The following is a 25,623-nucleotide window of genomic DNA, read 5'->3' on the forward strand; positions in this document are numbered from 1 at the left end:
TTCGGCGGCGGCGGCGACGGCGACGCCGCGGAGCGGGTGTCCCCGTCGGTGCCCTCCGGCATGCTGGACCGCATGGACGAGGACTTCTTCTGGCGGCTGATCGACGAGGGTCGCGCCGGATCCCCCACCCCCGACATCGACGCCGATCACCTGACCGCGTTCCTCACGGAACGGCTGTCGAACGGGACGGTGACCCAGGTCGTCGGGTTCGCCGAGCAGCTCTCCCTGGCCCTGTACCGGCTGGACCGGCGCGAACACGGCGAGGACCTGTCCTCCGACGCGTTCCTCTACAGTCGCGCCGCCGTCGTGGCCGACGGTCGGGAGACCTACGAGGCGGTGCTGGCGGATCCGGTGCTCTTCGCCCCCTACGCCGAGGAGCCGCTCTGGGCGGAGGGCCTGCTCTACGTACCGGACCGGGTCTACGAGCACCTCACCGGCGAGGAATGGCGACGCGAGACCCGTCACTCCTACGAGTCCTACTCCAACCGGGACGGGTGGGCGCCGAGCCCCTGAGTCCCACGGCCCGCCCCGGTCCCGGTTCCACCCGGATCGGGGGGACCGGTGATCAGGGCGACCACCCTGGTACCGGGGCGCAGGCGCCCCCGGGCGGCCAGGTCGTAGATCCCCGCGAGCATCTTCGCCACGTAGACCCGTTCCGGTTCGATCCCGTGCCGGTTCTCGAAGTCGGCGACGAACGCCCGCAGCTCCGGCGGGTACTTCGCGAACCCGCCGAAGTGGTGGTCGGCATCGATGGACCAGTTGTCCGTGACGGTGCCGGCCTCCCGTTGCAGCCGCCGCACCTCGTCGGCGAGGAACCCGCCGCCCTTGAGGACCGCGAACCCCAGGGCCCGGCGTCCCGGACCCAGCCCGGCGGCCACCCCGGCCAGGGTCCCGCCGGTGCCGCAGGCGCAGCACAGCACGTCGAAGTCCACGCCGATCTCCCCGGCGACGGGCGCGCACCCCCGCACGGCCAGGGCGTTGCTCCCGCCCTCGGGCAACAGGTGGAAGTCGCCGAACCGGTCGCGCAGAGCGGCGACGACCTCCGGGGTGTGCTTGGCCCGGTAGGCGTCCCGATCCAGGTAGGTGAGCCGCATCCCCCGCTTCACGGCGAACTCCAGCGTGGGGTTCAGCGGTGGGCGCTCCTCGCCCCGGATCACCCCGACGGTCGCGAACCCGCAGGCCCGCCCGGCGGCGGCCACCGCACGGATGTGGTTGGAGTACGCGCCGCCGAAGGTCAGCAGGGTGGTGGCCCCCCGCGCGTGCGCCTCCCGGAGGTTGAGGTGGAGCTTGCGCCACTTGTTGCCGGGTACCTCGGGGTGGAGCAGGTCGTCGCGTTTGAGCCACAGCCGCACCCCGCGCAGGCGTGGGTCGTCGATCTCCGTCACCGGAGAGGGCGACCGGACCGCCAGGTGACCGCAACCCGTGGACTCCATGCCGCCAGACTAGGGGCGGGGGAGGGGCGGGGGCACCCGGGCTCCCTATCCTGGTCATCATGGCCGAGAACGCTGGTCGGACACCGTTGAGCGGGGCCCTCGCCCAGCGCGTGGTCGATCTGATCGCACCGACGATCAGCCACAACATCAATGTGATGGACGAGCACGGCACCATCATCGCCTGCCTGGACCCCGAACGCCGGGGCACCCTCCACCGGGGCGCCCAGCGGGTCATCGCGGAGGGGCGAGCCGTCCTCATCGACTCGCCCGAACCCGGGACCTCCGACCGCCCGGGCGCCAACGAACCCCTGATGATCGACGGTGAGCTGCGCGGGGTCATCGGGATCACCGGCGACCCCCGGGAGGTCGCCCCGCTGGCGCGGGTCGTGGCGTTGTCCGTGCGGCTCCTCATCGCCCAGGAGGACGAACAGGACGCCGCCACCCGCCGCCACACCGAGGCCCGCGACCTCATCGCCGCCCTGACCTCGGGCACCTCCTCGGCCGGGTCCGCGCGGGACCGGCTGGCCGCCGCCGGGCTGGCGCCGCCCTGGTCGCTGGCCCTGTGGGCGGCGGCCGAACCCCGGCCGGGCGGGGCGGCGGCCCCGCCGCCGCTCGCCGAGTCCATCGCGGCCCGCCTCAACACGGATCGCGGGCGCCGGGCCGCCGTCCTGCACGGCGCCCTGTGGTCGGTGGGCTCGGGCGCCGCCTTCGCGCCTCCCGGCGTACCGTCGGGCGTCCGACACACCGCCACCGAACCCACGGACGACATCGAGGTGCTGTTGGCGCACGCCGAGGGGTCGCGGGCGCTGTGCCGCCGCGTCGGCCTCGTCCCCACCGCGGAGGACGCCGGACCCTGGTCGCGCGACATCGCGGTGGCCGTCGCCCACCTGCCACGGCGCACCCTGGAACATCTGGCCGGGCGGGCGTCGGCGCTGAGCGAGGCGCAGCGGCGGACCCTCGTCGCGGTGGCGTCGACGACCTCGATGCGCGCGGCGGCGGACTCGCTGTACGTGCACCGCAACACGCTCCTCCAACGGGTGGAGCGGATCCGCGCCGTCACCGGAGCGGACATCCGCCGCGCCGATCACCTCGCGGCCTTGCGGATGGCGCTCTACGCACACGAGGCACTGTGCCTTTCGCACACGAACGGACCGTGAACCTCCGGGAAGTCCGGGCGGATCACCGTCGAATCGCACCGGTTCTCTCCCTAGGCTCTTCGTCATGTCCCATGCGTCGCACGTACACGACCAGGCCCCTCCCGTCCGCGTGGCCATCGTCCCGGACTCCTTCAAGGGCAGCGCCCGCGCCGTGGACGTGGCCGCGGCGATGGCACGGGGCGTCCACGACGCCTTCGCCGCCGCCGGCGTCGAGGTGCTCGTCCACACCCTTCCGTTCGCGGACGGGGGCGAGGGCACCCTCGACGCGCTGCTCGGCGCCTGGGGCGCCGACGCGCTCACCGTGGACACCACCGACGCGCTCGGCCGACCGGTCCGGGCCCGCTACGGCCTGTCCCCGGACGGTCGGACCGGGGTCGTCGAGGCGGCCGAGGCAAACGGCCTGCCTCTGGTCTCCGACGTCCCCCTGCGCCCGCTGACCGCCACCACCCGGGGCATCGGCCCCCTGGTGACGGCGCTGCTGGACGCCGGGGCCGAGGAGATCCTCCTGTGCATCGGCGGATCGGCCACCACCGACGGCGGTGCCGGGCTGCTCTCCGCGCTCGGCGCGCGCCTGCTGGCGAGGGACGGTTCGGAGCTTCCCGACGGGGGCGGGAGCCTCACCGACCTGCACCGCCTGGACACGACCGGACTCGACCCGCGGGCCCGGTCCGTGCGTTGGCGTATCGCCTGCGACGTCACCAACCCCCTCCTCGGTGAGACGGGGGCCGCGGCCGTGTTCGGCCCGCAGAAGGGCGCCGCCCCCGACGACGTGCGCCTCCTGGACGCCGGTCTGCGCCGGCTGGTCGACGTGCTCGCCGAACTCACCGGGGACGACGTCCGCGATCGCGCGGGCATGGGGGCGGCGGGCGGTCTGCCCGCACCGCTCACGGCGCTCCTGGGCGCCGAGGTCCTCCCCGGTTCCCGCATGGTCGCCGAGGTCCTGGACGCCGAACGCCTCATGGCCGACGCCGACCTGGTCCTCACCGGCGAAGGCCGGTTCGACGGGCAGTCCCTGGGAGGGAAGGTGGTCGACGCCGTCCGTCGCCTCGCCCCGGCGGGCCGACCCGTCGTGGTGATCGCCGGGGACGTCTCGGTGACCTCCGAGGAACTCCGACGCTCGGGTGTCACCGCGGCCTTCTCCACCGCCCGCGGACCCCGCTCCCTGGAACGGATGCGGGAGGACGTCCTCGCCGACGTCGAGTGGACGACCGCCAACTGCTGCCGTCTCCTCGCCCACCACTTCGCGTCCCCGGACGTGACGCGGGGGCCCCGACCGTGACCTCGTCGGCCCCGGTCCCGCGCCCGACCGCCTTCACGCCCCCGCCCGCAGGGGCGATACCAGGGGACAGTGCGCTCCGATCAGGCGGCAGACGAGGAGCAGACCCGCCAGCGCGGCCGTGACCACCGCGAGGACGAGGCCGAGCGGTGAGGGGAGTTCCTGGGTGAGCACGAGGACACCCATGGCCAGCACGAAGACACCGAAGCCCTGCCTCAGCGCGGATTCGGGCACCCGGGAGGTCAGCAGCGCGCCGACGAGCGATCCCGCCACGGCGGCGACGGTGACGGCGGCCACCAGCGTCCAGTCCAGGCTCACGGCGGTCAGGTATCCGGTGAGTCCGGCGAAGGACTTCATGGTGATCACGAGCAGGGAGGTCCCCACGGCGACCGGCATCGCCAGACCGCCGAGCAGCGCCAGCGCGGGCACGACGAGGAAACCGCCCCCGGCCCCGACGAGGCCGGTGACCGCACCGACCCCCAGGCCGTCGAGGACGACCCGCTTCAGGGGGAGCCCTTCCCCGGCCGGTTCCCCGTCCCGGGCGGCGGGCCTCCGTCTTCCCCGGAGCATGGCGACGGCGGTGGCGACCATCATGAGGGCGAAGCCGACCATCAGGACGGTGCCGGGGATGTGCCCGCCCGCCAGGCCGCCGAGGAAGGCGCCCGCCATGCCCGCGGCTCCGAAGACCAGTCCGGTACGCCACCGGACGCTTCCTCGGCGCGCGTGCGAGAACACGCCGACCAGGGAGGTGGCGCCGACGACGAACAGGGAGGCGGCTATGGCCTCTTTGGGCTGCATGCCCGCCACGTAGGTCAGCAGCGGGACCATCAGGATGGACCCTCCGCCCCCGAGCAGCCCCAGCGAGAGCCCCACCGCCACGGCGAGGCCCACGACCAGGATCAGTTGGAACTCCATGTCTCACTCTTTTCGCGGCTTGGGTCCACGGGCACGGCCGACGGTCCGGCCCCGGCGGGGCCGGGCGGCCGGGGGCGCGGCGCCCGACGGGGCGAACCGGTCGGGCGCCGCGCGGAAGGCGGTGGGCACACCGGCCCGAGACCGCCCACGGCCCCTCCGGTGCGGGGCGGCACCCTTCGCGGGCACCGCCGGGGTTCCGTGCGGAGGCAGGGCTCGGTCGGGGTGTGTCCCGGACGGCGGGCACGGCCTCCGGCATCGGTCAGTCGGCGGCGGCACCGACCGGGGCGTCCCGGTCCCGCCTCCAGGCCGACCAGCCCTCGTAGCTCCCGTCGAGTTCGGCGACGTCGTATCCGGCGCGGCGCAGGGCACTGGCGGCGACGGAGTTGCGCGCACCGGACCGGCAGTAGGTCACGATGGTGCCGTCGCCCGGCAGTGCGTCGAGGTGCCACAGGACCCGTCCGGCGCTGATCCGCCGGGAACCGGGGATGTGGCCGGCGGCGTGCTCGGTCCGGTTGCGCACGTCCAGGACGAGCGCGGCACCGGAGCCCTCCAACTCCGCCGGGGCGATGACCTTCGGCACGGCCGCCGGCAGGCCCTCCAGGGTGGTGGTGTAGCCGGCGACGCGGTCGATGCCGACCCGCAGCAGGTGATCGCGCACCGCTCGGGCCGTCTCCCCGTCCGGTGCGAGGAGCACCAGGGGGCGGTCCTCGGTCTCGGGGTCGTAGGCCCAGGCGCCGAAGCTCGCGGCCTTGGCCGGGCCGGGGATGTTGAGCGACCCGGCCACGGTGCCCCGGTGCACCTCGGTGTGGGGCCGGGTGTCCACGAAGATCACCTCGTCCTCGCGCAGGGACCGGACGATCCCCCCGTTCGCGAGTTCGGGCGGCGGGGCCGTCGGGCCCAGGACCGTCGGGCCCTCCTTGTTCTGGCGCTTCATCCGCGCGAAGTAGGCGTGCGCGTCCGGCTGCCCGTCGAGCAGCTCGTCGATGAACCCCTGCTCGTCGCCGTCGCGCAGGTAGTGCCCCCACCAGGCGTTGAGGCGCTCGTATCCGACCGTGGTGGCCGGGAGCGCGCCCAGGGCCTTGCCGCACGCGCTGCCGGACCCGTGCGCGGGGTAGACCTGCACGTGGTCGGGCAGGGTGAGGAAGACGTCCCGGAGGCCGGCGAACAGCAGGCGCGCCCCCTCGAACCGGGTGTCCACTCCGCCGGCGGCCTCGTCCAGCAGGTCGGGACGGCCCAGGTCCCCGGCGAAGACGAAGTCACCGGAGAGCAGGTAGCCCGGGTGGTCGCTGAACGCGCCGTCGGTGACCAGGAACGACAGGTGCTCGGGGGTGTGCCCGGGTGTGTGGCGGGCCCGGACCGTGATGTTGCCGATGGTGATGGCGTCGCCGTCGAGGAGCCGCTCGGCCTCGAAGCCGTACTGCCAGTCCTCACCGCCCTCTCCGGAGACGTACACGGTGGCGCCCGTCGCGGCGGCCAGCTCCCGTGTGCCGGAGAGGTAGTCGGCGTGGATGTGGGTCTCGGTCACGGCCACGATCCTCATGCCGTGCGCGTGGGCCAGGTCGAGGTATCCGTCGATGTCACGTCGGGCGTCGACCACGATGGCCTCGCCCCTGGCCTGACAGCCGATGAGGTAGCTCGCCTGGGCGAGGTCGTCGTCGTAGACGCGTTCCAACAGCATGGTCTCTCCGTGGGTTGTCGGTCGGCCCGGGAGGGCCGGGGACGGATGGTGTGCCCCGTCGCTCTCCAGGTACCCCGGGGGGTATGTTCCGGAGAGGGTGCGGCCTCGGTCGCGGGCGTCGGGGCCGGGGTGATCGGGCGGATTCCCGTGTCGGTGTTCAGTCGGCGGCGGTCACCGGCCGGCACCGATCCTCGTGAGGGATTCCTCGATGTCGACGTGGTTCCGGGGTCGGTTGTAGGGCAGGCGGGACAGGGCCATGCCCATGGCGCAGGTGTCGGTGATCGCGGCGAAGGTCAGCCCGGCGCCGATGAGTCCGGCGACCGCCACGGCCGGCGGCCACAGCAGCGAGGTCAGCACGGAGGTGAGCACGATCGCCCCGGCGACCAGGCGGACCTGGCGCTCCAGGGCCCATCTGCGCCGTCCGCGCACGACCGGGGCGCCCTGCGCCTCCCAGGCGTTCATGCCGCCGTTCATCACCACGGTGTCCCGTAGGCCCGCGGTGGTCAGCTTCGCCTGGCACTGTCGCGCCCGGTTGCCGGACTGGCAGACGAGGACGAGACGCCCCCCGGCGTCGGTGACGATGCGCTCCAGGTGGGCGTCCACCCGCTGGAGCGGCAGGTTGATCGAGCCGGGGATGTGGGAGCCCTCGTACTCGGCGGGGGTGCGCACGTCCACCAGCAGGGTGTCGGGGTCGGTCTCGACCAGACTGCGCACGGCGTGGACGTCGATGGTGTGGTCGGTCATGGGTCTCCTCGTCGATCGATGGTGTCGAACCCCGCTCCTCGTACACCCGGGGGTGCACGGAGGTCGGGTGGGTCTTCGGGCGGTGGACTCCGGTGGCCCCGGAGGGAGCGCGGACGTGGTGTTCCGGGAACCGTCGACGTGGCGCCGGGGCGGTCTCCGGGGTGTGGTCCCCGGCCTCGTCCCCGGCCGCGGAGGGCGCCGGGGTCACTGTCGTGGTGGTACCCGGGAGAAAAGGGTGGTCTTCCCCCGGCGTCGGTGGGAGGGGCGTTCTTATACCCCGGGGAGTATGTGAGAGACGGATGTGCACCCTCCTGTACCCCGGGGGGTATGTGAACGCGATGGGTGGACCCGCCTCGGAAGAGGCGGGCGGCTCAGGCCAGGGCCAGGAAGAGCTTCTCCAGCTCGGCCTCGCTCATGGGCGGCTCCTCGCCCCGCTCTCGGGCCGTGTTGCAGTGCCGCAGACCCGTGGCCACGATCTTGAACCCGGCCCGGTCCAGGGCGCGGGAGACCGCCGCCAACTGTTGCAACGTCTCCGTGCAGTCCTCGCCGTTCTCGATCATCGAGATCACGGCGTTGAGCTGCCCTTGAGCCCGGCGCAGGCGGGTCAGGGCGTCTCCGAGCATCTCCGGCTTGAGATCCATGCTTCATCACCTCGTGCCCCCAACATACCCCCGGGTGTATCCGGAGTCCACCGCGGACCCCGGTCCGTGACCGACGCCACCACGGTTCACCGCCGGACCGTACGGCGGAACCCACCCTCGACACGCCCCGCCGGCTAGGGCATCGGGGTCACCTCTCCCAGGGGCGCGAGGGCGGCGTCGAGGTCCACGTCCGCCCCCTTCAGGGTCGCGTCCAGGAAGGCGAGGGAGGCCGCCTCGGTGATCCGGGCCGGCTCCGCGCGTCCCAGGGAGCCGACGAGCGACGGGAACGGCGGGATCAGGAACGGGGAGTCGCTGAACGACAGATGCGCGGTCCCCGGCACGGAGAGCACGTGACCGGGCGCGGTCGACGCCGCGAACACTCCGTCCAACGCCACGGCGTAGCGGACGTCGCCCTCCGGACTCCCCGTTCCGGCCGCCGCGACCAGCGCGAGCACCGGCTGCGACAGGGACGCCCCCCGGGGCAGCCGCGGCAACCCGTCCAGATCGATGACGGCGTCGACCCGTTGATCCCCGGCCGCCGCCAGCAGTGCGGCCGCCCCGCCCAGTGAGTGTCCGGCCATGGCGACCCTCTCGGGGTCCACCAGTCCGGAGAGGGGACCTTCGTCGGCGTTGGCCTCCTCCACCAGCCGGGTGAGCACCAGTCCCAGGTCGTCGGCGCGGATCCGCGTCCACTCGTCGGCGAGGCGATCGTCCTCCTCCGGGTCCCCGGTCGCGGTCAGGGCCCCGCGCACGACCGTGCCGTCGTCGAGGACGACGACCGCGGAGTCATAGGGGTGGTCCACCGCCACCACGACGTACCCGTGGCTCGCCAGGCCTTCCGCCCACACCGTGTTCTGGGTGCGGACTCCGCCCAGCCCCGGTGAGAAGAGCACCAGGGGATGGCGCCCCGCCACGGGCGGAGCGTCGGGGACCGCGTGCGCCCGGGCCCGGGACGCGTCCTCCAGGACGAACCCGGGCATGCCCAGGCCGGCGGCCAGACCCTCGGCGACGATGTCCGCCTCCCGGGCGTCGCGCCCCAGGTAGAGCGCGCGCTCGCCGTCGGCCCCCGGGGCCGCCGGGTACCAGATCCGGGCGACGACGGTCCGCCGATCGGCCGGGTCGTCGGTCCAGGTCTCCTCCCGGTCGGGGTCCGTCCACTGCGCGGTGACCGCGCCGACCGGATGCGGACCGGAGGGGACCGGGAAGACGGGAACGGGGATCGCCCACGCCATCGCGCCGCCACCGGTCGCCGCGACCAGACCGAGGAGGAGGGTCAGGACGATGACGGTGTTCCGCGTCCTTCCGCGGGGTTCGGGGCCCGTGGCGGAGGGCCACAGACGCAGCACCCCGAGGGCCACCATCACGAGCGCGCCCACGGCGATCGGGTACCACTGCCAGCGCGGACCGGACACGAGACCGGCGACCGCGCAACCCGCGACGAGGACCAGCGCGGCGCACACCAGGGGGCGGCGCGCCCGGGCCGGGGCGCACAGGGCGAGGAGCAGCGGCGCGATCGAACCGAGGAGCGCGATCTCGGACCACGTCATGGGCGTCCTTCCTCCCGGTCGGGCGCGCCGCCGCGGCGGGCCCGCGATGACCCTACGAGGAGGCGGGGGTCGGGCACATCGTCCTGTGGGAGGGGATTCGGGGCCGGTCGACGGTGACGGTCGTCGATGCGGCCCGGACATGGCGGACCCCCGGAGGTCGCGGGTCCGGGGGCGTGCGGGTGCGGTGAAGCGGGTTCAGCAGGCGTAGGTCCTACCGTCGGCGGCCTTGCCCCAGTTGCAGGAGCTGATCGCTCCGGTGGCCGTGTTGTCGTCCCGTGAACCCGGCTTCTTCAGCCGGATGTCGGGGTTCTTCTTCGTGCCGTCGTTGGGCAGCACGTGACGTCCGTACCCCCGGTAGACGTGGTGGTTCCCCTTCGCGTCCCTGTGGTGGGTGCCGCTGCCGGTGTGCACGTACACCTTGGCCCCGGCCGGGAGCCTGTAGGCCGGAAGGGCGCGGCCGTAGGTGTTGGTCGTGATGTCGGGGACGTAGCCGCCGAGGTCGACCGTCTTCTTCGTGACGTTCTTGAGGATGAAGTACTCGCCGTTGAGGTTGACCTGCTTGTTGTTCTTGATGTCCGCGCCGGCGGCGTTGGGCCGCACGTGCGTGATCATGAGGGCGCCGGTCGTGGAGGCCGCCTGAGCGGGGACCGGGACGACCAGGGTGGCCAGGGCTGCCGCTGCGATGAGAGCGGAACGCAACCTTTTCCGTGCCACATGGGCTCCTTGAGGTGACGGACCGAGGTCCGATGTCCGAAATACAGGAAAAGCGCACCCGCTGTTGAGGAGACTGTAGTGATGGGCGCCGGGCGAGGTGTCATGTTCCAGTTTTTTTCCGGACATTCGGTTGCTAGGTTTCTTTCCTTCGCGACTTCAATTCCGGTTGACCTTTTCGGTGATGGGTGAGAAAAGGCGTCTCCCGGTGTCGGATTCCTCACGGCGGAGGCGCCACGCCGACCGTGACGGTCACCGGTTCGCGTGTCCTCGGCTGATGTACTCGCACCCATCGGCCGACGCCCGGCCGGCGACGGAGGAGGAGATCGCATGGCGTTCCCGGAACACCAGCAGGAGATTCTGCGCAAGCCCGTGTTCGCGCACGTGGCCACCATCGGACCGAACGGAGGACCGCAGGTCAGCCCGGTATGGATCGACTGGGACGGGGAGTTCCTCCGGTTCAGTCAGACCACCACGCGGCAGAAGCTCGCGAACCTCTCACGGGACCGTCGGATCGCGGTCTCCGTCCTCGACCCGGACGACCCGTACGTGTACGTCGAGGTTCGTGGGGAGGTCGAGGGGATCGAGGACGACGTGGACAAGGCCTTCATCGACGCGATGGCCCGCAAGTACCTCGGCACCCCCTATCCCTGGCACAGTGACGATGAGAAGCGCGTGATCGTCCGCGTCCGCCCCGAACGGTTCGTCGGGCGGTGATCCGGCGCGGCCCCGACGGAGGGGTCGCGCCGCGCCCGGGAGAGGAGCACGACGGTGACCGAGGGTCGGATGGAGGGGGAGCGCATGGGGCTGCGCGAGCGCAAGAAGCTGGCCACCCGGCGCGCCCTCCGGGAGGCCGCGGTGCGGCTCGTGCTCGAACACGGCCTGGAGAACGTGACGGTCGAGGAGGTCGCCGCCCAGGTGGGCGTGTCCACCCGGACCTTCTTCAACTACTTCGGGACCAAGGAGGAGGCACTCCTCGGAGATCTGCCCGGGGCCTTCGACGAGGACGACATCCGCGGATTCGTCCGGGGCGGTCCGACCGGAGACTTCACCGAGGACCTCATCACCCTGCTCATCGCCTTCCTCGTGGACACCGAGGACCTGGCCGCCCAGCGCGAGGAGATGCGGCTCCGCAAACGGCTGATGGACCGGGAACCGCAGCTCGTCCCCGGGGTGCTGGCGCGCTTCCACGATGTGGAGCAGGTGGTGGCCCGGGCCATCGCCGAGCGCCTGGGGGAGCCCCCCGAGGCGGACCGGCCCCAGCTGGCCGCGGTGGCGGCGATGGCGGTGATGCGCCACACGATGCGCCACCTCCACTACTCCGAGGAGGAGGACGTCGAGCGGGTCCGCGACAGGGTCCGTTCCGCCTTCCGCGTCCTGGGCGAGGTCTACGGCCCCGGAACGGGGTGACCGAGGCGGACGGCGGCTCCGGTCGGGCGGGTGGGAACGCCCGGACCGACGGGCGGGGACGACGCCCGTTCGTCGTACCCGGACCCTAACGTGTTCCATGACTCACCGACCTCGTGGAACGCCGGAGACGGCGGAGACGTCGGATGTCCGCGGGCCCCTTCGGGGGTGCGCCCCACAGCCCCTTCCGGGGTGTCGGGGAGATGTCAGGGACGCTCCAGGGCTCTCCCCGATGGGAAAAGGCGCGGCGAACGGGCAGGCTGAGAACATGAACGATGAACTTCAGGGCAAGCGCTTCCGGCGCAGTGACGACAACCGCTTCCTGGCGGGCGTGTGCGGCGGTATCGCCGACTACCTCGGTGTCGACGCGAACATCGTCCGACTCGTCTTCGTGGCCCTCACCCTGCTCGGCTTCAGCGGTGTCTTCGTCTACATCCTCGCCTGGCTGATCATGCCGGGCGAGCACGAGCAGCACTCGCTGCTCGAACAGATCATCCGTAACTTCCAGGGAAAGCCGAGTCGAGACTGATGTGGAGCCTCAGAGCACACCCCGGGTGGGAACGCCGCGAACTGCGTCTGCCGCGCCAGGAGCGCGAGGTCGAAGAGGAGCGCGAGTCCGTCGTCGAGTGCGGCACGGAGAACAGGGGCCGCTGACCCCGCCCTTCGGGGCGGGGCCCGCGGACCACGGTCGTCCCGAGAGAGGCCGGGACGGCCCGGGGGTCGACCTCGGCCTTCGGGATCAGGCCGCGGCCTCGCTCTCCTCCATCTTGCGCGTGACCTCGTGGCTCATCCGTGACCAGGGGAGCGTCAGCAGCACCGCGCACGTGATCCCCAGCACCCCGGCGCTCACCACGACGGCGCCGGTGCCGAAGAACTCGGCGAAGAAGCCCGCCGCGAGGATCCCCAACCCCTGAGCGGCCTGGAGCCCGGCGGCGACCAGGCCGAAGGCCAGCGCCCGGCCCTCCTTGGGCACGCACAGCACGAACGCGGCGTTGGCCACGAACTGGTACGAGCCCGCGGCACCGCACAGGGCCAGCGCGGTCACCATGAGCCACAGCGGCGGTTGGAACAGCCAGATCAGCAGGGGGACCGACGTCATGACCGCGAGCGGTCCCAGCAGACGGATCCGCGTCGGCGGGGGCACCAGCCGGGTCAGGATCAGCCCGCCCACGAAGGCGCCGATCGGCGTTCCCGCCATGATGAGCCCGGCGGCGGCCTCGCCACCACCGGCCTCCGCGGCCAAGGGGTTGGCCAACCCGTAGGGGACCATGTAGAGCCCGGCCAGCCAGGCCATCAGGGCCAGTGTGCGCAGCTTGGAGTCTCCGAAGACCAGCTTGGCGCCGCCCCCGGCCATCGTCAGGAAGCCGCCACCGCCTTCGCCCTGTTCCTCCCGGGCCGGGGCCGGTCGCGCCTTGACCCCGAACAGCACGATGAGGGCGGTCATCACGAAGACCGCTCCGTTGGACATCACGGTGATGTGCGGGCCGACCAAGGCCACGATGACGCCGCCGGCCACGAGCCCCAGCAACATGCCGATCTGCGCGGTGAGCTGGATGATGGCCGTGCTGGCCACGTAGCGCTCGCCCTGGACGATCTCGGTCAGCATGGCGGCACGGGCCGCGGCGAAGGGGAGCGAGGGCAGGACCGAGCAGAACAACAGCGTCCAGATGGCCCACACCGGCATGCCGGGGATGCCGATGGACACGATGAGCGCGGCGCGGAGGAGATCACAGACCACCATCACCTGACGCCGGGGGAAGAGGTCGGCCAGCCCGGAGAGGAGGGGGCCGGCGATGATGGGGGGCAGGAACGTGACGGCGATGGTGATACCGGCCGCCAACGGGGAGTCGGTCAGCTGGAAGACGAGGATGCTCGTCGCGATGTTGAGGAGATTCCCGCCGATCATCGAGAGGGCGTGGGCCAACCACACGGCGCGGAATTCACCGATCGCCATGACATCGCGGTAGCTGCTGCGCCAGGCGTCCTGCTGAGGGGAGGACGAGGGCTCGTGACCCTCGCCGTCAGGCGTCTTGTCGAGGCGCGGATTGGCCATCCGGCACTCCCTTACTGTTACAGGGTTGAAATCACGCTGTGTCGTGTTCCAATGACCAACCGTCCCGGAACGTGCGCCCCCTCGCAAGCCATTGAGGTGAATTCGTGTCTGATTCGTTGCTGCGCGTAATGGGTGGTGGGGTGATAGGGCGTTATGTGCGTGTTCGTGCTGTGCGTTGTCCGCGCAGTTCACTGCGGAATCCCCGTATGGAAAGGGGATGCGCGCCCGCGCCCGGGACGGCCGCGCGGAGGCCGCCCGTGCACGGAGAGCCTCGGAGGCGGGACCGGGTACCCATGGGGATGGGGGTTTCGGACGGTCACCTTGAACCGATCGGAGTGACCGGGATCAGCCCCACCCCAGCTGGTGAAGGCGTTCGTCGTCGATGCCGAAATGGTGGGCGATCTCGTGGACCACGGTGATCAGGACTTCTTCGACGACGTCCTCGCGAGTCTCGCAGATCGCGCAGATGTTGAGGCGGTAGATGAAGATCTGATCCGGGAGCACGCCGAAGTACATGTCCCCCCGCTCGGTCAGCGGAATGCCCTCGTAGAGGCCGAGCAGCCCGTCCGGCGACTCGTCCTGGACCGTGATCACCACGTTGTCCATGAGGCCCGCCAGCTCCGGCGGGATCTCGTCCAGCGCGTCGGCGACCAGTTCCTCGAACTCCCTGCGCGTCAGTTCCACCACACCCGCCATTGTGCTGCCCGGACGATGGGCGGCGACACCGGGGGAGCGCATCCATGGACACAGGACGGGCACGGGATAGCGACATAACACACTGGACGGGAGGAAACATTGGGAACGATCCCCGTCAGCGGCATGATGGGGGGGTGTTGTCTTGGGAAACGATCCGCGCGTACGACTTCCGAGGAGCCGCAGGGCGGCTTCGCGAGGGCCTGATCCGGGTGCGTGACGGGCGGGCGTGGCGATGGTCCTGCGTCGTCGCCGCGGGGCTGGTCGGCGGATGGCTCGGCCTCGCCCTGGCCGGGCAGGTCGTCACCCCCATCGGGCCCGCCGACGTCACCTTGAGCCTCAGCCCCCAATGGCACGGTGAGACCGTCGTCAACGTGGCGCCCCTCGGACAGCTCGCCTTCGACACCCACAACGCGCCGTTGCGGCTGGAGGCGACGATCTCCGACATCCGGCTCTCCGCCGCCCAGGAGATGTTCGCCGACCCCGACGCCATCAACCGGATGGCCGCGGGGATCGGCTCCGATCTCCGCGAAGGCGTCATCGCCCTGATCGTGCGATCGCTGCTGGCCGCCGTCCTGGGCGCCGCCCTCATGGGTCTGCTGTTGTTCCGGAGCGCCTGGCGGGCGCTGGCCGGGGCCGGGGTCTCCCTGGCCGTGCTCGTGGGCTCGGGGGCCGCCGCCGGGCTCACCTTCAACCCGAGCGCCATCGCGGAACCCCGCTACACCGGCCTCATCGCGGGGGCGCCCCAGGTGGTCGGCAGCGCCGAGGAGGTCGTGGGCCGGTTCAGCGAGTATCAGGAACAGCTCGCGGGGCTGGTCGGCAACGTCGCGATGATCTACGAGGCCACCTCCACCCTGCCGGTGTACGAGGAGGACGAGTCGGTCGTCCGGGTGCTGCACGTGTCCGACATCCAGCTCAACCCGGCGTCGTGGAGCATCATCCGCACCCTGCGGGAGCAGTACGCCGTCGACCTCATCGTCGACTCGGGAGACCTCACCGACCGGGGCAGCGCCGCGGAGGACGTCTTCGCCGACGAGATCGGCAAACTGGACGTCCCCTACGTGTGGGTGCGCGGCCGGCACGACTCCATGGGCACCCAGCGCGCGGTGGAGGCCCAGCCCAACGCGGTGGTGCTGGACGGGGACGTCCTCGAAGTCGCCGGACTCACCCTGTACGGGGCGGGCGACCCCCGGTACACGCCCGACGCGACCCGGCTGAACCCGACCCTCCAAGGGGTGGCGGCGCTGGGCGAGGAGCAGGCCGCGGAGGTCATCGGCTCCCAGGAGGAGGTCGACCTCGTCCTCATGCACACGGGCACCCAGGCGGAGGCCTTCGACGGGGTCGTCCCGTTGGTCCTGACCGGCGGTGACCATCGGCGCTCCACGCGGCTCACCGACCTGGGCACCCGTTTCCTCGTCCAGGGCTCGACCGGCGGCGCCGGTCTGCGTGGCCTTGATCACGGTACGGGCAGACCGACCCCCTACCAGGCCTCGGTGTTGTACTTCGACTCCGAGACCGGGCGTCTCCAGGCCCGCGACGACATCGATCTGGGCGGGGTCGGCCTGACGTCGGCGCAGGTCGAAAGGCACATCGAGGCCGACCCGGACCGCTCGCTGGGAGAGCCCGACCCCGATGCCGAGGAGGAGGGCCGGGAGGACCGGCGCACCCCCTGAGCTGAAGGGGGGTGCGTGTTCCCGCAGGTGGCGAAGCCGCTGTCGGGTCGGCCGAATCGCTTTGGCGTTGGTGGGAATCTCCCCTATGCTGGACCTGTCACACGGGCCCCCATCGTCTAGCGGCCTAGGACGCCGCCCTTTCAAGGCGGTAGCGCGGGTTCGAATCCCGTTGGGGGTACGAAGCGGTTCGACCACTGTCGGATGTCTGGCAGAATGGAACCGCGGACGCGGACCGGGGAAACCCGGGACGACGACCGAATAAGGTCCTGTGGAGCAGCTAGGAGTGCTCGCCACCCTGTCAAGGTGGAGGCCGCGGGTTCAAATCCCGTCAGGACCGCGCTCGCCGATCGATCGGCGGATTCGGCTAGGTAGCTCAGTTGGTACGAGCGTCCGCCTGAAAAGCGGAAGGTCGGCGGTTCGACCCCGCCCCTAGCCACAAACCTAAGACATGCAAAAAGGCCCCGCCACCTGCGCAAACAGGTGACGGGGCCTTTTCGTGCCTCGGTGGTTGTCGGTGGACGGCGGCGGGTCTCGGTGGACACCCGCGCTGAATACGCGCTGAAGTTCCAGGCGGCTCAGTAGCGGCGGCGGGTCTCTTCGATCTGGCGTTTGGCGCGGTCCTCCTCGCCCACGAGGCACTTGGCGTAGATCTTCTTGAGCACGGCCACGCTGTGTCCCGCCCACTGGGCCACGAGCGTCTCGGAGACGCCCGCGTTGAGCCACGTGGACACGCAGGTGTGCCGGAGGTCGTAGGGCCGCTTCGCGAGCGGAGAAGCCGCCTCGGCGTCGACGGCCGCCTGGACGATTTGACCGCCAAGGCGGTCCAGCGCGCTCTGGGCGTGAAGGACGACGGGGTGTGGGGGCCGCCGGTCACGGTCCGGGCGATGCAGATCCGGTGCGGTCTGCGCGGTGCCGGGGTCGACGGCATCCTGGGGCCGCAGACCATCCGTGCCGTGCAGCGCCGGTGAGGTCTCACCGGCCGGGCGGTGGACGGCATTTGGCCGTCCATCCGGTCCGTGTCAGCGAAGGGGATCGTCACCTTCACCAGCGCGGTGGTCTCCCAGACCACACGGGGGTTGCAGGAGACGGTGAACGCGGGCCGCTTCTGATCTGTCGGTGTCGACGGCTACCTTCTATCCGCCCTGAGGGCGGACGTACAGAGCCCCACTCCCCCGTAAGGGGGGCGGGGCTTCCTTCGTCATGCCGGGGTCAGACGGCGTTCTCTGTGACCCTGAGCTGGGCGAGGTCCAGGTGTTCCGCGCGGCGCGCGAGCAGGTACAGGTGCCCGGCGCTCCGCTCTTGCTCCTTGACCAGGGAGAACCCCTGGGTCTCGTAGTACTTGACCAGCTCAGGGAAGAAACAGCCGCGCCGCACCCACCGACGTCCCTGCTGTGCCGCCCGGTCGACCGCCCACAAGGCGATCAGCGTACCGGGCTTGTGCTCCCGGTATGCGGGGTTGGTGACGGTCGTGAACAGGTACAGGGACTCCTCGGCGGCCTCTTCGGGGGTCCAGTCCTTCGGTGGGGCGTCCGTCGTCACCGTCGTGCATCCGACGATGCGATCCTCGGCTTCGAGTACCCACATGAACCCGGCCCCGGCCTGCCCGGCGAGGTCGTCGACGTTCTCCCGCCAGGACACCAATCCGCGCTCTTCCATCCACGTACAGCGTGCGGTGATCATCGCAGCGACGTCGGGGGTGTCCGCCTCGGTCGCGGGACGCATGGTGAACACGGGCAGGGTCCTCTCAGTACAGGAAGGCGGTGACGGACAGGTGCAGGCTCAGGACCTCCAGGATCTTCGCGTCCTGCTCCTCGGAGTAGGTCGCCGGGTCCAGCCGTGCGGCCGACCGGCGCAGCCCGTCGGGGTCCACCAGGCCCTCCTCGAACAGGGGTGAGCCCTCGGCCAGCATACGAGCGAACAGCTTCGGCGCGTGGGTGGTCAGGGACGCTGCGATGACCTCGGCGAAGGACTCCCGCTCCACCGGGTGCACGACGTCCTCGCTCATTCCGAGCGCCCGCAGGCGGCGCCGCTGGAGCTGCTTGAACTCCCGCCACGCGTAGGGGAGTTGTTCGCCGAGTACGACCATGCCCGGGTCGGCGAACGGGTGCACCGGCCACAGCCCGTGCCGCAGCAGCACGGGGGCGGTGGTCTCCAGGGAGAGCAGGGTCATGGAGTTGATCAGCGCCGGGGGTGCGATCCCGTCGTCGGAGAACTCCAGGACGCCGCGGGCGCGCGGCCCGACCCAGGGCAGGATCTGGGCGTCGGTGATCTCGCCGAGCCCCTTGTGCGGTGCCTCGTCCTGGGTGAGGGCGACCATCTCATCCCCGCCCAGGCCGGTCACCACCGTGTGGGCTTCGGCCGCGGCGACCATGCGCGCCATCTCCACGAACGGCACGTGCAACGGCTCCTCGTAGGGGGAGACCACGAGGCCGTTGACCCAGGGGCAGTCGGGCGAGAGCGGGAGGTGGCGCATGGCGTCGACGACGAGGTCCGGTTCGGCGAAGGCCACCCGGGAGCGCATCTCGGCGCGGCGCCGGATCTGCTGCTCGCGCCCCGGTCCGCCGATCAGCAGGGTGGCCGTGGGGAACCGGCCGGGGTGCCGCTCGGCGGCCCGGGTGGCCACGGTGCCCGAGTCGAACCCGCCGGTCAGGTGGAACAGGGTGGTGTCGTGCGCCCAGGGGCGGCGGTCCATCGCCGTGTCCATGGTCGTGATGAACGCGTCCAGGACATCGGCGTTCGGTGCCAGCTCGCGGGGGGTTCGGTGCAGGGCGGGCTCGGGATAGGTGATCCACAGGGACCCGCCGAAGTGTGCGACCGCGCGCTCGGTGAGCCGGTGCACGCCCCGGTACAGGGTCTCGGCGGAGTACCGGGGCCGGTAGATCAGCAGCCGGGCGGCCTCCTTGGGGTTGATGCCGGTGGCGTGGCCGCGAAGGTCGGCCATGTCCCAGGACCCGATCAGAGTGGTGTCGTCGGAGGCCAGGTACAGGGGCGTGGTCCGGGCCGGTCCGGCGGTGACGCGCAACGGCAGGCCGGGTTCGGCCTCCACGAGCACGAAGTCGGTCGGCCAGCCGGTGACGGCGCCGAGGGCCTGGTCGTACTCGGCGGGGGTGAGGGCCCGGACGCCGGGGTCGCAGGCCGGGCGGTCGGCGACGCGCTCGCGGACCACGAGCAGGGTCCGGCGCCCGTCGGTCGCGGCCAGGTGTTCGACCATCGGGTGGTCGAAGGGCTCGACCGTGCTGCGCTGGTCGAGGGTGCCGTAGCACGCCCCGGACCAGTGCCAGGTCGGATTCTCGCTGTAGGGGGTCAACTGCAATCGCAACATGGGAGGCTGCTCCAGGGCGTGCGCTCAGCGGATCAGATGACTAGACGGCGGTGGTGTCGTAGGTGTGCGCGGCGTCGCTGCTGCCCGCGCACTTCTTGTACTCGTGGCTCTGCTCGGCGCTCTGCACGACCGAGCGCCCGGCCGTGGCGAACAGGCCGGTCGGCGGAGCCGTGCTCGGCGGCGGCATGAAGTCGCTCATGTCTCTCCTTCGGGTTGTGTGGGTGAAAGGTGCCAGAGGGCTTATTCCCTTTGGCGTGCCGTCCCCCTTGGTGAGGAGGCGGCCCCGCGCGGCCGGGCAGGACGGGCATGCGCCCAACCGCGCGGGAGTTTGCTGGGAGGTGGGGTGGGGCCACCGGCTCTCCCCGGTCCGGTGACCCCACCGGGATCGGTCACGCCACTCTCCTCACAAGGCGTGATCTCCATGAGGGTCTACGGGGTGTCGGCTAGGTCGGTCGCGTCGAGGATCGCCATCGCCAGGGATCGGTCCGCGCCCGCGATGGTGAGGAGCGCGGAGAACTGTCGGGCCTGGTCGACATCGAGCGCCAGGCGGATCTTCTTGGGGCCGACGGCCGCCGTGGTGACCACCTCGGTGGTCTGCGGGGGCCGGTCCACGGGTCGTCGCGGAGCAGGCTCACGGTCACTCCCGCGCGGGTGGCCACCTCGTGTGTGTGGCGCAGGGTGGTGTCCTCGGTGCGGTGGTCGCTCATGCACCACCGGGGGCACAGGTCGGGCATCGTCGTCGGCTTTCGTTGTTGTTCGGGCGGGCCCGCGCACCCGGGGGGCTCGGGGTGTGCGGGGGTCTAGTCGTCGGGGTCGTCCACGGGGCTTTTCCTTCGGGGGGTGGAGCCCGCGCACCCAGGGGACGGTCACCGGGTGCGCGGGGGCCTGTCAGGCGCCCAGGCTGGCGTCGATCAGCTCGGCGGCCTTGGTGAGCGCCGACGCCACATCGCCGTCCTGCCGGATCGCGGTGAGGAGCACGGCCAGCGCTCGGGCCTGCGCGGCGTCCAGCCGGAGCTGGACGGTCTCGGGTTCGACCCAGGTGGTGACGCAGACCTGGGGACGGCCCCTCTGGCCGGTCACCTCGTCGTCCTGTTCGACGTAGACGGTCACCGGGTGTCCGGTCTCGTCGTGCAGGAGCCGGATGTGGTGAGCGACGTCGGACGAGGGCTCCATGGTGTGGTCGTTCTCGCACCACTTCGGGCAGGAGAGCATGGGCGGGGCCTTCCGGGGGCGGGGGAGCTGTTCGAGGGGGGACACCCAGCGGGCCGGGTGGAGTCGTTCCGGGGCGGTGCGGCAGACCCGCAGGTGTGGGCCGAGCATCGCTCCGTACACCTCTCGGCCCTCGATGTCCGAGCCCAGGTGGTGGATGGTGACACCGAGCTGGTGGGCCCATCGCCACAGGGCGTTGCGGGTTTCGGTCTCGCGGACCTCGAACACGGTGCGGGGTCGGGTGCTCATCACTGGCGCACCTCCCGTATCCGGGCCCGGCGCAGCTCGGCGGCGGCGGACACCGCCAGGTCGGCCAGCCGCTCCAGGGCGGCGATCCGCTCGTCCGGGTCGTCCGTGCGGACGACCGTCGGGGTCACGTCGATGTAGCACCCGGCGACGACCAGGGACATCGCCGATCCGTTGACCAGGTCGTGGGTGAGGCGGACGTCGTCCTCGGTCAGGTCGGTGACGGTGACGACGGTGGTCGCGTTCATCGGGGTCCTCCCCGGAGTATCTGGTGGGCGTCTCGCACGAGTGGGAGGACCGTCTCAGCGGAGGTGACCCACATGGCCGTCAGGTCGGGGAGGAAGGGACGGAGCCGGTTGGCGCGGCGGCGCTTCGGCTTCGGGGTGTTCACGATGCGCTCACCGCCTCGGGCATCCGCTCGCGGACAACGATGAGCGCCGTGATGAGCGCTTCCACGTACGGGGCGTCCAGGTCGTCCAGCTCGGTCTGCAGGTGCAGGGTGACGCCCGGGTCGAGGTCCATCAGGACGGCTCCAGGGCTCATGCCCGGCACATCGGAGGCCCAGGTGAGGGCCACGTCGGCAGCGTCGGGCTGGGTGATGGTCACCTGCCGCACGTGGGTTTGGGTGGTCACCAGGCCGCTCACACTCCCACCCCCAGGTGCTGCCACTGGCGGACGGCGGTGGCCAGCTCCCGCAGGTCGGGGTGGGGGAGCTGGGTGGAGATGTCCCGCAGAACGGCGATTCCCAGCCGGTCACGGTCCTGGGCGCGGCGGCGCCGCTCCTCTTCCCAAGCCCGGTAGTAGGGGCGGACCGGGGTCTCATCGAGGACGGGCGGGCGCCACGTCGGCGCGGAGAGCGGAACGGTCCACCTTGGGGGGCGGGTGTCGGGAACTCGCCGAGCGGTTCGGCAGTGCGGCACGGGCCGGAAGTGCCGGCGGCCGGGAGCGGGCTGGGGCTGGCGGGCGTGGCGGCCCTGAGCGGGCGGGGCCAGCATGCGCCACAGCGACGCAAGGAACAGGGGCAGGTATCGCACGAGGCGACCTCCTGATGGCAGATGCCGCCTGGAACGGGGCGACAACGGAACGAGTACATGCCCATAATGAACCCTAGAAATCTAGGATTCAAGTGCTACCCCATAGACCAGTATCCATAGATTGCTAAATGTCCGATTTCTCGTGCAGGGGGTTACCATCAGCACCACAAAGAAGCAGCGCGCACGCACCAGGAAGGCCAAGGTGGCAGCCAGTCCCACGATCCGAAGGCGCCAGCTTTCCGCGATCCTCCGGAGGATGCGCAAGAACTCGGGGTTGTCGCTGGAGGAGGCCGCGAGGCGTCTGGAGTGGTCTCGGGCCAAGCTCGGGCACATCGAGACCGGCGAGAGGAAGAAGCCCAGCGTCGTCGAGATCAAGGCGCTGATGGCGGAGTACGGCGTCTCGCCAGAGGACCCCCAGTACGAAGCGGTCCTGACGCTCGTCCGGCATGCGCAGCAGCGCGGATGGTGGACGCGGTACGACGACCTCCTGAACGGCTCCTATGTCGAGCTGGAGGCAGAGGCCACGGTGATCTCCAACTACGAGGGGTTCGGCGTCCCGGGCTTGCTGCAGACCCCTGGGTACGCGCGCCTCATGCAGAGGGCTCGGCTCTGGCGCGATCCGGACGACATACAGCGGGCGGTGGACGCGCGCATCCGCCGCCAGCAGATCCTCACAGGAGAGACTCCCACCCAGCTATGGGCGGTCATCGAGGAGCATGCTCTGCAGCGGCTCTCCAGCGTCCCGGACGTGATGCGCGAGCAGGTCGACCACTTGGTCGAGCTGGCGGACACCGCCGGGCACATCACGATTCAGGTGCTGCCGACGGAGGCCGGTGTCCACGCGGGGGCCATGGGCCCGTTCGTCATCATGGACTTCGCTGAGCCCGCCGATCCGATCGTGTACCTGGAAACGTACACGGACGGGCTATACCTGGAGAGGGAAGCGGAGGTCACCCAGTACCGGCGGTTGTGGGACCACATCCGTACGTCGGCCCTGGACGAGGAGCGGACCATCCCGTACCTGAAGCAGTTGCGCACCCGATAGGAAACCCACTCATGTACTCGTTCCCCGAAGAAACCTGGCGTACGTCCACCTACACGCAGAAGGACAACTGCGTGGAAGTCGCGGACGCCCCCGGCGTGTCGGCCGTCCGTGACACCAAGTACCGCGACCGAGGGCACCTGCTGTTCGCCTCCCCGGAGTGGCGTCGGTTCGTCGACTCCGTGAAGACCGGCGGCTGACCCCGGACGGCAGACGAAAGGCCCCGGTGACGTGGTCGCCGGGGCCTTCGTGTACTCGTTCCAGAACCACTGTAGCGCCCGGTCCCGGCCGGTGCTAGCCGGGCAACCTCCGAGGCCGATTCTGTGCGGAATGAGACATGGTCACCCCTCAGCGGAGATGTCACTCGAAGGTGAGGTCGGTCAGGGTCCACTCCTCGCCGGTCTCGTCGGTGGCCACTGTGCAGATGTAGGAGGCGTTGGTCCCGTCGTAGGTGACGGCCCCGGTGACCTCGTACGTCCACGCCTCGGCGTCGGCGACGGTCGCCTCGGTGCCGGAGAACTCGGCGGCGGTGTCCAGTTCGCGCTGCACGAAGTCCTCGCACATCACCTCGGCGTCGACGGTCATGCTCTCCGGGGTGGTCTCGCCGCCGCCGCACGCGGTCATCGCGGCGGCCAAGAGGAGGGTGGTGGGGGCAGGGCGCGGGTGCTCATCACGGCTCCCTCGGTCGAGGGAAGAAGATGCCGAGATTTTCGCACGTCAGCCGCGACGGTAGGCAGCGGTTCGAGACTTCTTACGCTGGCTTGGTGGGCAGGTTCTGCACAAAGGTGAGGTCGATGCGCTCCCCGGCGCGCTCGATCCTCGCACTGTTGATCACATATCGCGCCTCGTGCCGGACACCACGGAATGCGCCTTGCGGCCTGGCGGCGGGCTGGTCCTCAACCCAGTCCAGGCGTGCCGGGTCGCGAACGACCCAAAGCTCGTCGGGGTGAGACTGGGTGGTGTTCCAGACGACGTACAGGAAGCCCGCTTGTCCCGCGCACGCGAGGGTATCCAGCTCCCGCTCGGGCAGCTGAACCGGCCCGCTGGAGCCGCGTCCCTTCACCTCGATCACCCGGATCTCGTCGCCGAGAGTGGAGACAAGGTCGGCGCTCGGACGCACCGGTCGCTTCTTGGCCAGGCGAGTGAAGGCAGCGGAGATCTCCTCTGTTGCGGTCGTGGTGCCCGCGGCGACGTCGACGACACTGGCACCACGGTGGAGTTCGTAGGCGCGAGCTACTGCCATCGCCCGATGCCCAGCCAAGACTCGTCGATCGGTGACCATGGGCCGAGCCTAGCTGCCCTGACTCGGATCGACTTGCGGTGGCGGAGGCTCGCCGCTACTGTCTCAGCCACATTCCGCCTATGCGCTTATCGCTCAGGTCGGACGTGGAAAGACGCAGGTGGCTACATCGCTCACAGGCTTAGTCCTGAAAAGCGGAAGGTCGGCGGTTCGACCCCGCCCCTAGCCACAACACACAGACATGCAAAAAGGCCCCGTCACCTGCGAGAACAGGTGACGGGGCCTTTTGCGGCCTCGGTGGTTGTCGGTGGACGGCTGCGGGTCTCGGTGGACACCCGCGCTGAATACGCGCTGAAGTTCCGGACGGCTCAGTAGCGGCGGCGGGTCTCCTCGATCTGGCGCTGCACGTACGCGACGCCCAGGTCGGTCTGCGCCGCCCCGTGGACCCGGCGGCCGGGCGGGCGGCTCCGGGCTCCGCGCCGCCCTCCTGACGTGGCCTGCGGGCTCCCGCGGACCACCGGGCACGGCAGACGTCGCGTGCGTGTGCCCCGTTCCCGCCCTTGGCGAGGACGACGGGACGTGCGCTTTTGACGCCTCGACGCGCGCGCAGACAGGGCGAAGGGGCACCCCCGTCGTGGGCGACGCCGCTGTCCGCTCCACCCGGTCGTCCCCCGGCCTCCTCCGGGAACCCGAGGGGGATGCGGCGGCCTTCGTGTTTATGGTCGGAGCCTCTCGGTGATGAGGGTCGATGGTGGCGAGGATGAGGACCGGGGGGTCGCCGATGACCGGGGAGAAGGCGTACGAGCGGATCGCGGAGGACCTGCGGGGGCGGATCCGATCGGGGGAACCGGCCCCGGGGGACCGACTGCCTTCGGAGGCGGCGTTGGGCGAGCGCTACGGCGAGGGGCCGCCGACGGTGCGGCGGGCGCTCGGTCTCCTTCTAGGGGAGGGGCTGATCGAGAGGCGGCCCGAGGGCGGCGACGTGGTGTGCGAGCCCGCGAGCCGGGTCCGGCGTTCCAACGACCGGCACCAGTGGGAGAAGAACCGTGTCCGGGCGGATCTGGAGGAGCGGCTGTCCACGGGCGCCATCGAACGCGACACGGGCCTGGACGTGGACGACCTCGTGTTCAGCGCGACCTACGAGCGCGTGAAGGCGAACGCCGTGCTCGCGGGGGTCTTCGGGCTGGCCGAGGGGGACGAACTCCTGGAACGCCGCTACCGCACCCGGCACAAGGACGGACGCTTCCCCTTCGAGCTGGTGCGCTCGTACCTGGTGGTCGGTCTCATCGAGGAGAACCCCGACCTGTTCGACCAGGCTGCGGAGCCGTGGCCGGGAGGAACACAGAGCCAGCTGGACAGCGTCGGCATCGAACTCGACCGTGTGGTGGAGCGCGTCATCTCCCGCCCGCCGACGGTGGAGGAGGCCGGCGAACTCGGTCTGAGCGCGGGAGTGGCGGTGATGGACGTGCGGAAGACGTCGATCGACACGCTCGGGCGGGTCGTCGAATGGTCGGAGATCGTTCTCTCGGGTGATCGGACCGAGGCGGTCTTCACGACCCGCCTCGACCGTTGGTGATCGATGTTCCGGGTCGGACCGCGGTC

33 protein-coding genes and 3 tRNA genes are annotated in these 25,623 nt (G+C 71.0%); 15 read left to right on the forward strand and 21 right to left on the reverse strand.

Features of this window, described 5'->3' with window-relative positions:
- The first annotated feature begins 36 nt into the window (after positions 1-36).
- Complete coding sequence (locus RM479_RS01280) at positions 37-513, forward strand: DUF4240 domain-containing protein (protein WP_311509837.1); 477 nt, start codon at positions 37-39, stop codon at positions 511-513.
- Here RM479_RS01280 and RM479_RS01285 read toward each other — a convergent pair.
- Positions 477-1,433, reverse strand: a complete 957-nt coding sequence (locus RM479_RS01285) for a 1-aminocyclopropane-1-carboxylate deaminase/D-cysteine desulfhydrase (protein WP_311509838.1) — start codon at positions 1,431-1,433, stop codon at positions 477-479. The genes RM479_RS01280 and RM479_RS01285 overlap by 37 nt on opposite strands.
- Positions 1,434-1,492: 59 nt before the next feature.
- Here RM479_RS01285 and RM479_RS01290 point away from each other — a divergent pair, with 59 nt between their 5' ends.
- Both RM479_RS01290 and RM479_RS01295 read left to right on the forward strand, forming a co-directional pair.
- Positions 1,493-2,590, forward strand: a complete 1,098-nt coding sequence (locus RM479_RS01290) for a CdaR family transcriptional regulator (protein WP_311509839.1) — start codon at positions 1,493-1,495, stop codon at positions 2,588-2,590.
- Positions 2,591-2,654: 64 nt separating this feature from the next.
- A complete protein-coding gene (locus RM479_RS01295) occupies positions 2,655-3,869 on the forward strand; it encodes a glycerate kinase (protein WP_311509841.1) in 1,215 nt (404 codons plus the stop codon).
- A 33-nt stretch (positions 3,870-3,902) separates the two neighbouring features.
- On the opposite strand, the gene RM479_RS01300 is transcribed toward RM479_RS01295, so the two are convergent.
- From RM479_RS01300 to RM479_RS01325, 6 genes are all read right to left on the reverse strand, one after another.
- Positions 3,903-4,781, reverse strand: a complete 879-nt coding sequence (locus tag RM479_RS01300) for a sulfite exporter TauE/SafE family protein (RefSeq protein ID WP_311509842.1) — start codon at positions 4,779-4,781, stop codon at positions 3,903-3,905.
- 259 nt (positions 4,782-5,040) lie between these two features.
- The gene (locus RM479_RS01305; protein WP_311509843.1) at positions 5,041-6,459 is read right to left on the reverse strand and encodes an MBL fold metallo-hydrolase; all 1,419 of its coding nucleotides are present in this window, start codon (positions 6,457-6,459) and stop codon (positions 5,041-5,043) included.
- 171 nt (positions 6,460-6,630) lie between these two features.
- Positions 6,631-7,203, reverse strand: a complete 573-nt coding sequence (locus RM479_RS01310; protein WP_311509844.1) for a rhodanese-like domain-containing protein — start codon at positions 7,201-7,203, stop codon at positions 6,631-6,633.
- A 371-nt stretch (positions 7,204-7,574) separates the two neighbouring features.
- Positions 7,575-7,844 (reverse strand): metal-sensitive transcriptional regulator, encoded by a 270-nt coding sequence (locus RM479_RS01315; protein ID WP_311509845.1) that lies wholly within the window; start codon positions 7,842-7,844, stop codon positions 7,575-7,577.
- Positions 7,845-7,978: 134 nt separating this feature from the next.
- The gene (locus tag RM479_RS01320) at positions 7,979-9,391 is read right to left on the reverse strand and encodes an alpha/beta hydrolase family protein (RefSeq protein WP_311509846.1); all 1,413 of its coding nucleotides are present in this window, start codon (positions 9,389-9,391) and stop codon (positions 7,979-7,981) included.
- 195 nt (positions 9,392-9,586) lie between these two features.
- Positions 9,587-10,105, reverse strand: coding sequence for a lamin tail domain-containing protein (locus RM479_RS01325; protein WP_311509848.1), 519 nt, complete (start codon positions 10,103-10,105; stop codon positions 9,587-9,589).
- A gap of 327 nt (positions 10,106-10,432) precedes the next feature.
- Between RM479_RS01325 and RM479_RS01330 the strand changes: the two genes are divergently transcribed.
- The 4 genes from RM479_RS01330 (at position 10,433) to RM479_RS01345 (ending at position 12,163) form a co-directional block, all read left to right on the forward strand.
- The gene (locus RM479_RS01330) at positions 10,433-10,819 is read left to right on the forward strand and encodes a PPOX class F420-dependent oxidoreductase (RefSeq protein ID WP_311509849.1); all 387 of its coding nucleotides are present in this window, start codon (positions 10,433-10,435) and stop codon (positions 10,817-10,819) included.
- 84 nt (positions 10,820-10,903) lie between these two features.
- Positions 10,904-11,512: a TetR/AcrR family transcriptional regulator gene (locus RM479_RS01335; RefSeq protein ID WP_311510404.1), complete on the forward strand. Its 609-nt coding sequence runs from the start codon at positions 10,904-10,906 to the stop codon at positions 11,510-11,512.
- A gap of 265 nt (positions 11,513-11,777) precedes the next feature.
- Positions 11,778-12,038: a PspC domain-containing protein gene (locus RM479_RS01340; protein ID WP_274812820.1), complete on the forward strand. Its 261-nt coding sequence runs from the start codon at positions 11,778-11,780 to the stop codon at positions 12,036-12,038.
- Positions 12,038-12,163 carry a hypothetical protein gene (locus tag RM479_RS01345; RefSeq protein WP_274812819.1) on the forward strand — a complete coding sequence of 42 codons (126 nt, stop codon included), beginning with the start codon at positions 12,038-12,040 and terminating at the stop codon, positions 12,161-12,163. The genes RM479_RS01340 and RM479_RS01345 overlap by 1 nt, the downstream gene beginning before the upstream one ends.
- 85 nt (positions 12,164-12,248) lie before the next feature.
- Here RM479_RS01345 and RM479_RS01350 read toward each other — a convergent pair whose 3' ends face one another.
- Both RM479_RS01350 and RM479_RS01355 read right to left on the reverse strand, forming a co-directional pair.
- On the reverse strand, positions 12,249-13,562 hold the full coding sequence (locus tag RM479_RS01350; RefSeq protein ID WP_311509850.1) for an MFS transporter: 1,314 nt from the start codon (positions 13,560-13,562) through the stop codon (positions 12,249-12,251).
- 345 nt (positions 13,563-13,907) lie between these two features.
- Entirely contained in the window at positions 13,908-14,258 is a 351-nt protein-coding gene (locus tag RM479_RS01355; protein ID WP_274812857.1) for a metallopeptidase family protein, read from the reverse strand.
- Between the two features lie 137 nt (positions 14,259-14,395).
- On the opposite strand from RM479_RS01355, the gene RM479_RS01360 reads away from it, so the two are divergent.
- The 4 genes from RM479_RS01360 (at position 14,396) to RM479_RS01375 (ending at position 16,364) form a co-directional block, all read left to right on the forward strand.
- Positions 14,396-15,928: a metallophosphoesterase family protein gene (locus RM479_RS01360; RefSeq protein ID WP_311510405.1), complete on the forward strand. Its 1,533-nt coding sequence runs from the start codon at positions 14,396-14,398 to the stop codon at positions 15,926-15,928.
- Between the two features lie 105 nt (positions 15,929-16,033).
- Positions 16,034-16,106: transfer RNA gene (locus tag RM479_RS01365), tRNA-Glu, on the forward strand.
- 84 nt (positions 16,107-16,190) lie between these two features.
- Positions 16,191-16,265: transfer RNA gene (locus tag RM479_RS01370), tRNA-Asp, on the forward strand.
- Positions 16,266-16,290: 25 nt separating this feature from the next.
- Positions 16,291-16,364 (forward strand) — tRNA-Phe (locus RM479_RS01375).
- A gap of 139 nt (positions 16,365-16,503) precedes the next feature.
- Here RM479_RS01375 and RM479_RS01380 read toward each other — a convergent pair.
- The gene (locus RM479_RS01380) at positions 16,504-16,659 is read right to left on the reverse strand and encodes a hypothetical protein (RefSeq protein ID WP_397221037.1); all 156 of its coding nucleotides are present in this window, start codon (positions 16,657-16,659) and stop codon (positions 16,504-16,506) included.
- Positions 16,660-16,665: 6 nt separating this feature from the next.
- Between RM479_RS01380 and RM479_RS01385 the strand changes: the two genes are divergently transcribed.
- Positions 16,666-16,896: a peptidoglycan-binding domain-containing protein gene (locus RM479_RS01385; RefSeq protein WP_274812817.1), complete on the forward strand. Its 231-nt coding sequence runs from the start codon at positions 16,666-16,668 to the stop codon at positions 16,894-16,896.
- Between the two features lie 241 nt (positions 16,897-17,137).
- Here the strand turns inward: RM479_RS01385 and RM479_RS01390 are convergent, their stop codons facing one another.
- The 8 genes from RM479_RS01390 to RM479_RS01425 all read right to left on the reverse strand — a co-directional run bounded on the left by RM479_RS01390 (position 17,138) and on the right by RM479_RS01425 (position 21,739).
- A complete protein-coding gene (locus RM479_RS01390) occupies positions 17,138-17,659 on the reverse strand; it encodes a GNAT family N-acetyltransferase (protein ID WP_311509851.1) in 522 nt (173 codons plus the stop codon).
- 13 nt (positions 17,660-17,672) lie between these two features.
- The gene (locus tag RM479_RS01395) at positions 17,673-19,250 is read right to left on the reverse strand and encodes an asparagine synthase-related protein (protein WP_311509852.1); all 1,578 of its coding nucleotides are present in this window, start codon (positions 19,248-19,250) and stop codon (positions 17,673-17,675) included.
- A 40-nt stretch (positions 19,251-19,290) separates the two neighbouring features.
- Positions 19,291-19,449 carry a hypothetical protein gene (locus tag RM479_RS01400; protein WP_274812814.1) on the reverse strand — a complete coding sequence of 53 codons (159 nt, stop codon included), beginning with the start codon at positions 19,447-19,449 and terminating at the stop codon, positions 19,291-19,293.
- 230 nt (positions 19,450-19,679) lie between these two features.
- Entirely contained in the window at positions 19,680-19,862 is a 183-nt protein-coding gene (locus RM479_RS01405) for a hypothetical protein (protein WP_274812813.1), read from the reverse strand.
- Positions 19,863-20,138: 276 nt separating this feature from the next.
- On the reverse strand, positions 20,139-20,708 hold the full coding sequence (locus RM479_RS01410) for a hypothetical protein (RefSeq protein ID WP_311509854.1): 570 nt from the start codon (positions 20,706-20,708) through the stop codon (positions 20,139-20,141).
- Complete coding sequence (locus RM479_RS01415) at positions 20,708-20,953, reverse strand: hypothetical protein (protein ID WP_274812811.1); 246 nt, start codon at positions 20,951-20,953, stop codon at positions 20,708-20,710. Before RM479_RS01415 ends, RM479_RS01410 begins: the two co-directional genes overlap by 1 nt.
- 139 nt (positions 20,954-21,092) lie before the next feature.
- Positions 21,093-21,338 carry a hypothetical protein gene (locus RM479_RS01420; RefSeq protein WP_311509855.1) on the reverse strand — a complete coding sequence of 82 codons (246 nt, stop codon included), beginning with the start codon at positions 21,336-21,338 and terminating at the stop codon, positions 21,093-21,095.
- 8 nt (positions 21,339-21,346) lie between these two features.
- Entirely contained in the window at positions 21,347-21,739 is a 393-nt protein-coding gene (locus RM479_RS01425) for a hypothetical protein (protein ID WP_311509856.1), read from the reverse strand.
- A gap of 202 nt (positions 21,740-21,941) precedes the next feature.
- Between RM479_RS01425 and RM479_RS01430 the strand changes: the two genes are divergently transcribed.
- The gene (locus RM479_RS01430; protein WP_311509857.1) at positions 21,942-22,784 is read left to right on the forward strand and encodes a helix-turn-helix domain-containing protein; all 843 of its coding nucleotides are present in this window, start codon (positions 21,942-21,944) and stop codon (positions 22,782-22,784) included.
- 11 nt (positions 22,785-22,795) lie between these two features.
- Entirely contained in the window at positions 22,796-22,981 is a 186-nt protein-coding gene (locus RM479_RS01435) for a DUF397 domain-containing protein (RefSeq protein WP_311509858.1), read from the forward strand.
- A 160-nt stretch (positions 22,982-23,141) separates the two neighbouring features.
- Here the strand turns inward: RM479_RS01435 and RM479_RS01440 are convergent, their stop codons facing one another.
- From RM479_RS01440 to RM479_RS01450, 3 genes are all read right to left on the reverse strand, one after another.
- Complete coding sequence (locus RM479_RS01440) at positions 23,142-23,417, reverse strand: hypothetical protein (protein ID WP_311509859.1); 276 nt, start codon at positions 23,415-23,417, stop codon at positions 23,142-23,144.
- A 115-nt stretch (positions 23,418-23,532) separates the two neighbouring features.
- Positions 23,533-24,063 carry a protein NO VEIN domain-containing protein gene (locus RM479_RS01445; protein ID WP_311509861.1) on the reverse strand — a complete coding sequence of 177 codons (531 nt, stop codon included), beginning with the start codon at positions 24,061-24,063 and terminating at the stop codon, positions 23,533-23,535.
- Positions 24,064-24,389: 326 nt separating this feature from the next.
- A complete protein-coding gene (locus RM479_RS01450; protein ID WP_311509862.1) occupies positions 24,390-24,539 on the reverse strand; it encodes a hypothetical protein in 150 nt (49 codons plus the stop codon).
- A 263-nt stretch (positions 24,540-24,802) separates the two neighbouring features.
- On the opposite strand from RM479_RS01450, the gene RM479_RS01455 reads away from it, so the two are divergent.
- Complete coding sequence (locus RM479_RS01455) at positions 24,803-25,597, forward strand: GntR family transcriptional regulator (RefSeq protein ID WP_311509864.1); 795 nt, start codon at positions 24,803-24,805, stop codon at positions 25,595-25,597.
- Positions 25,598-25,623 lie beyond the last annotated feature (26 nt).

It is taken from the genome of Nocardiopsis lambiniae (assembly GCF_031845465.1).
In the GTDB taxonomy this organism is placed as follows: Bacteria; Actinomycetota; Actinomycetes; order Streptosporangiales; family Streptosporangiaceae; genus Nocardiopsis; species Nocardiopsis lambiniae.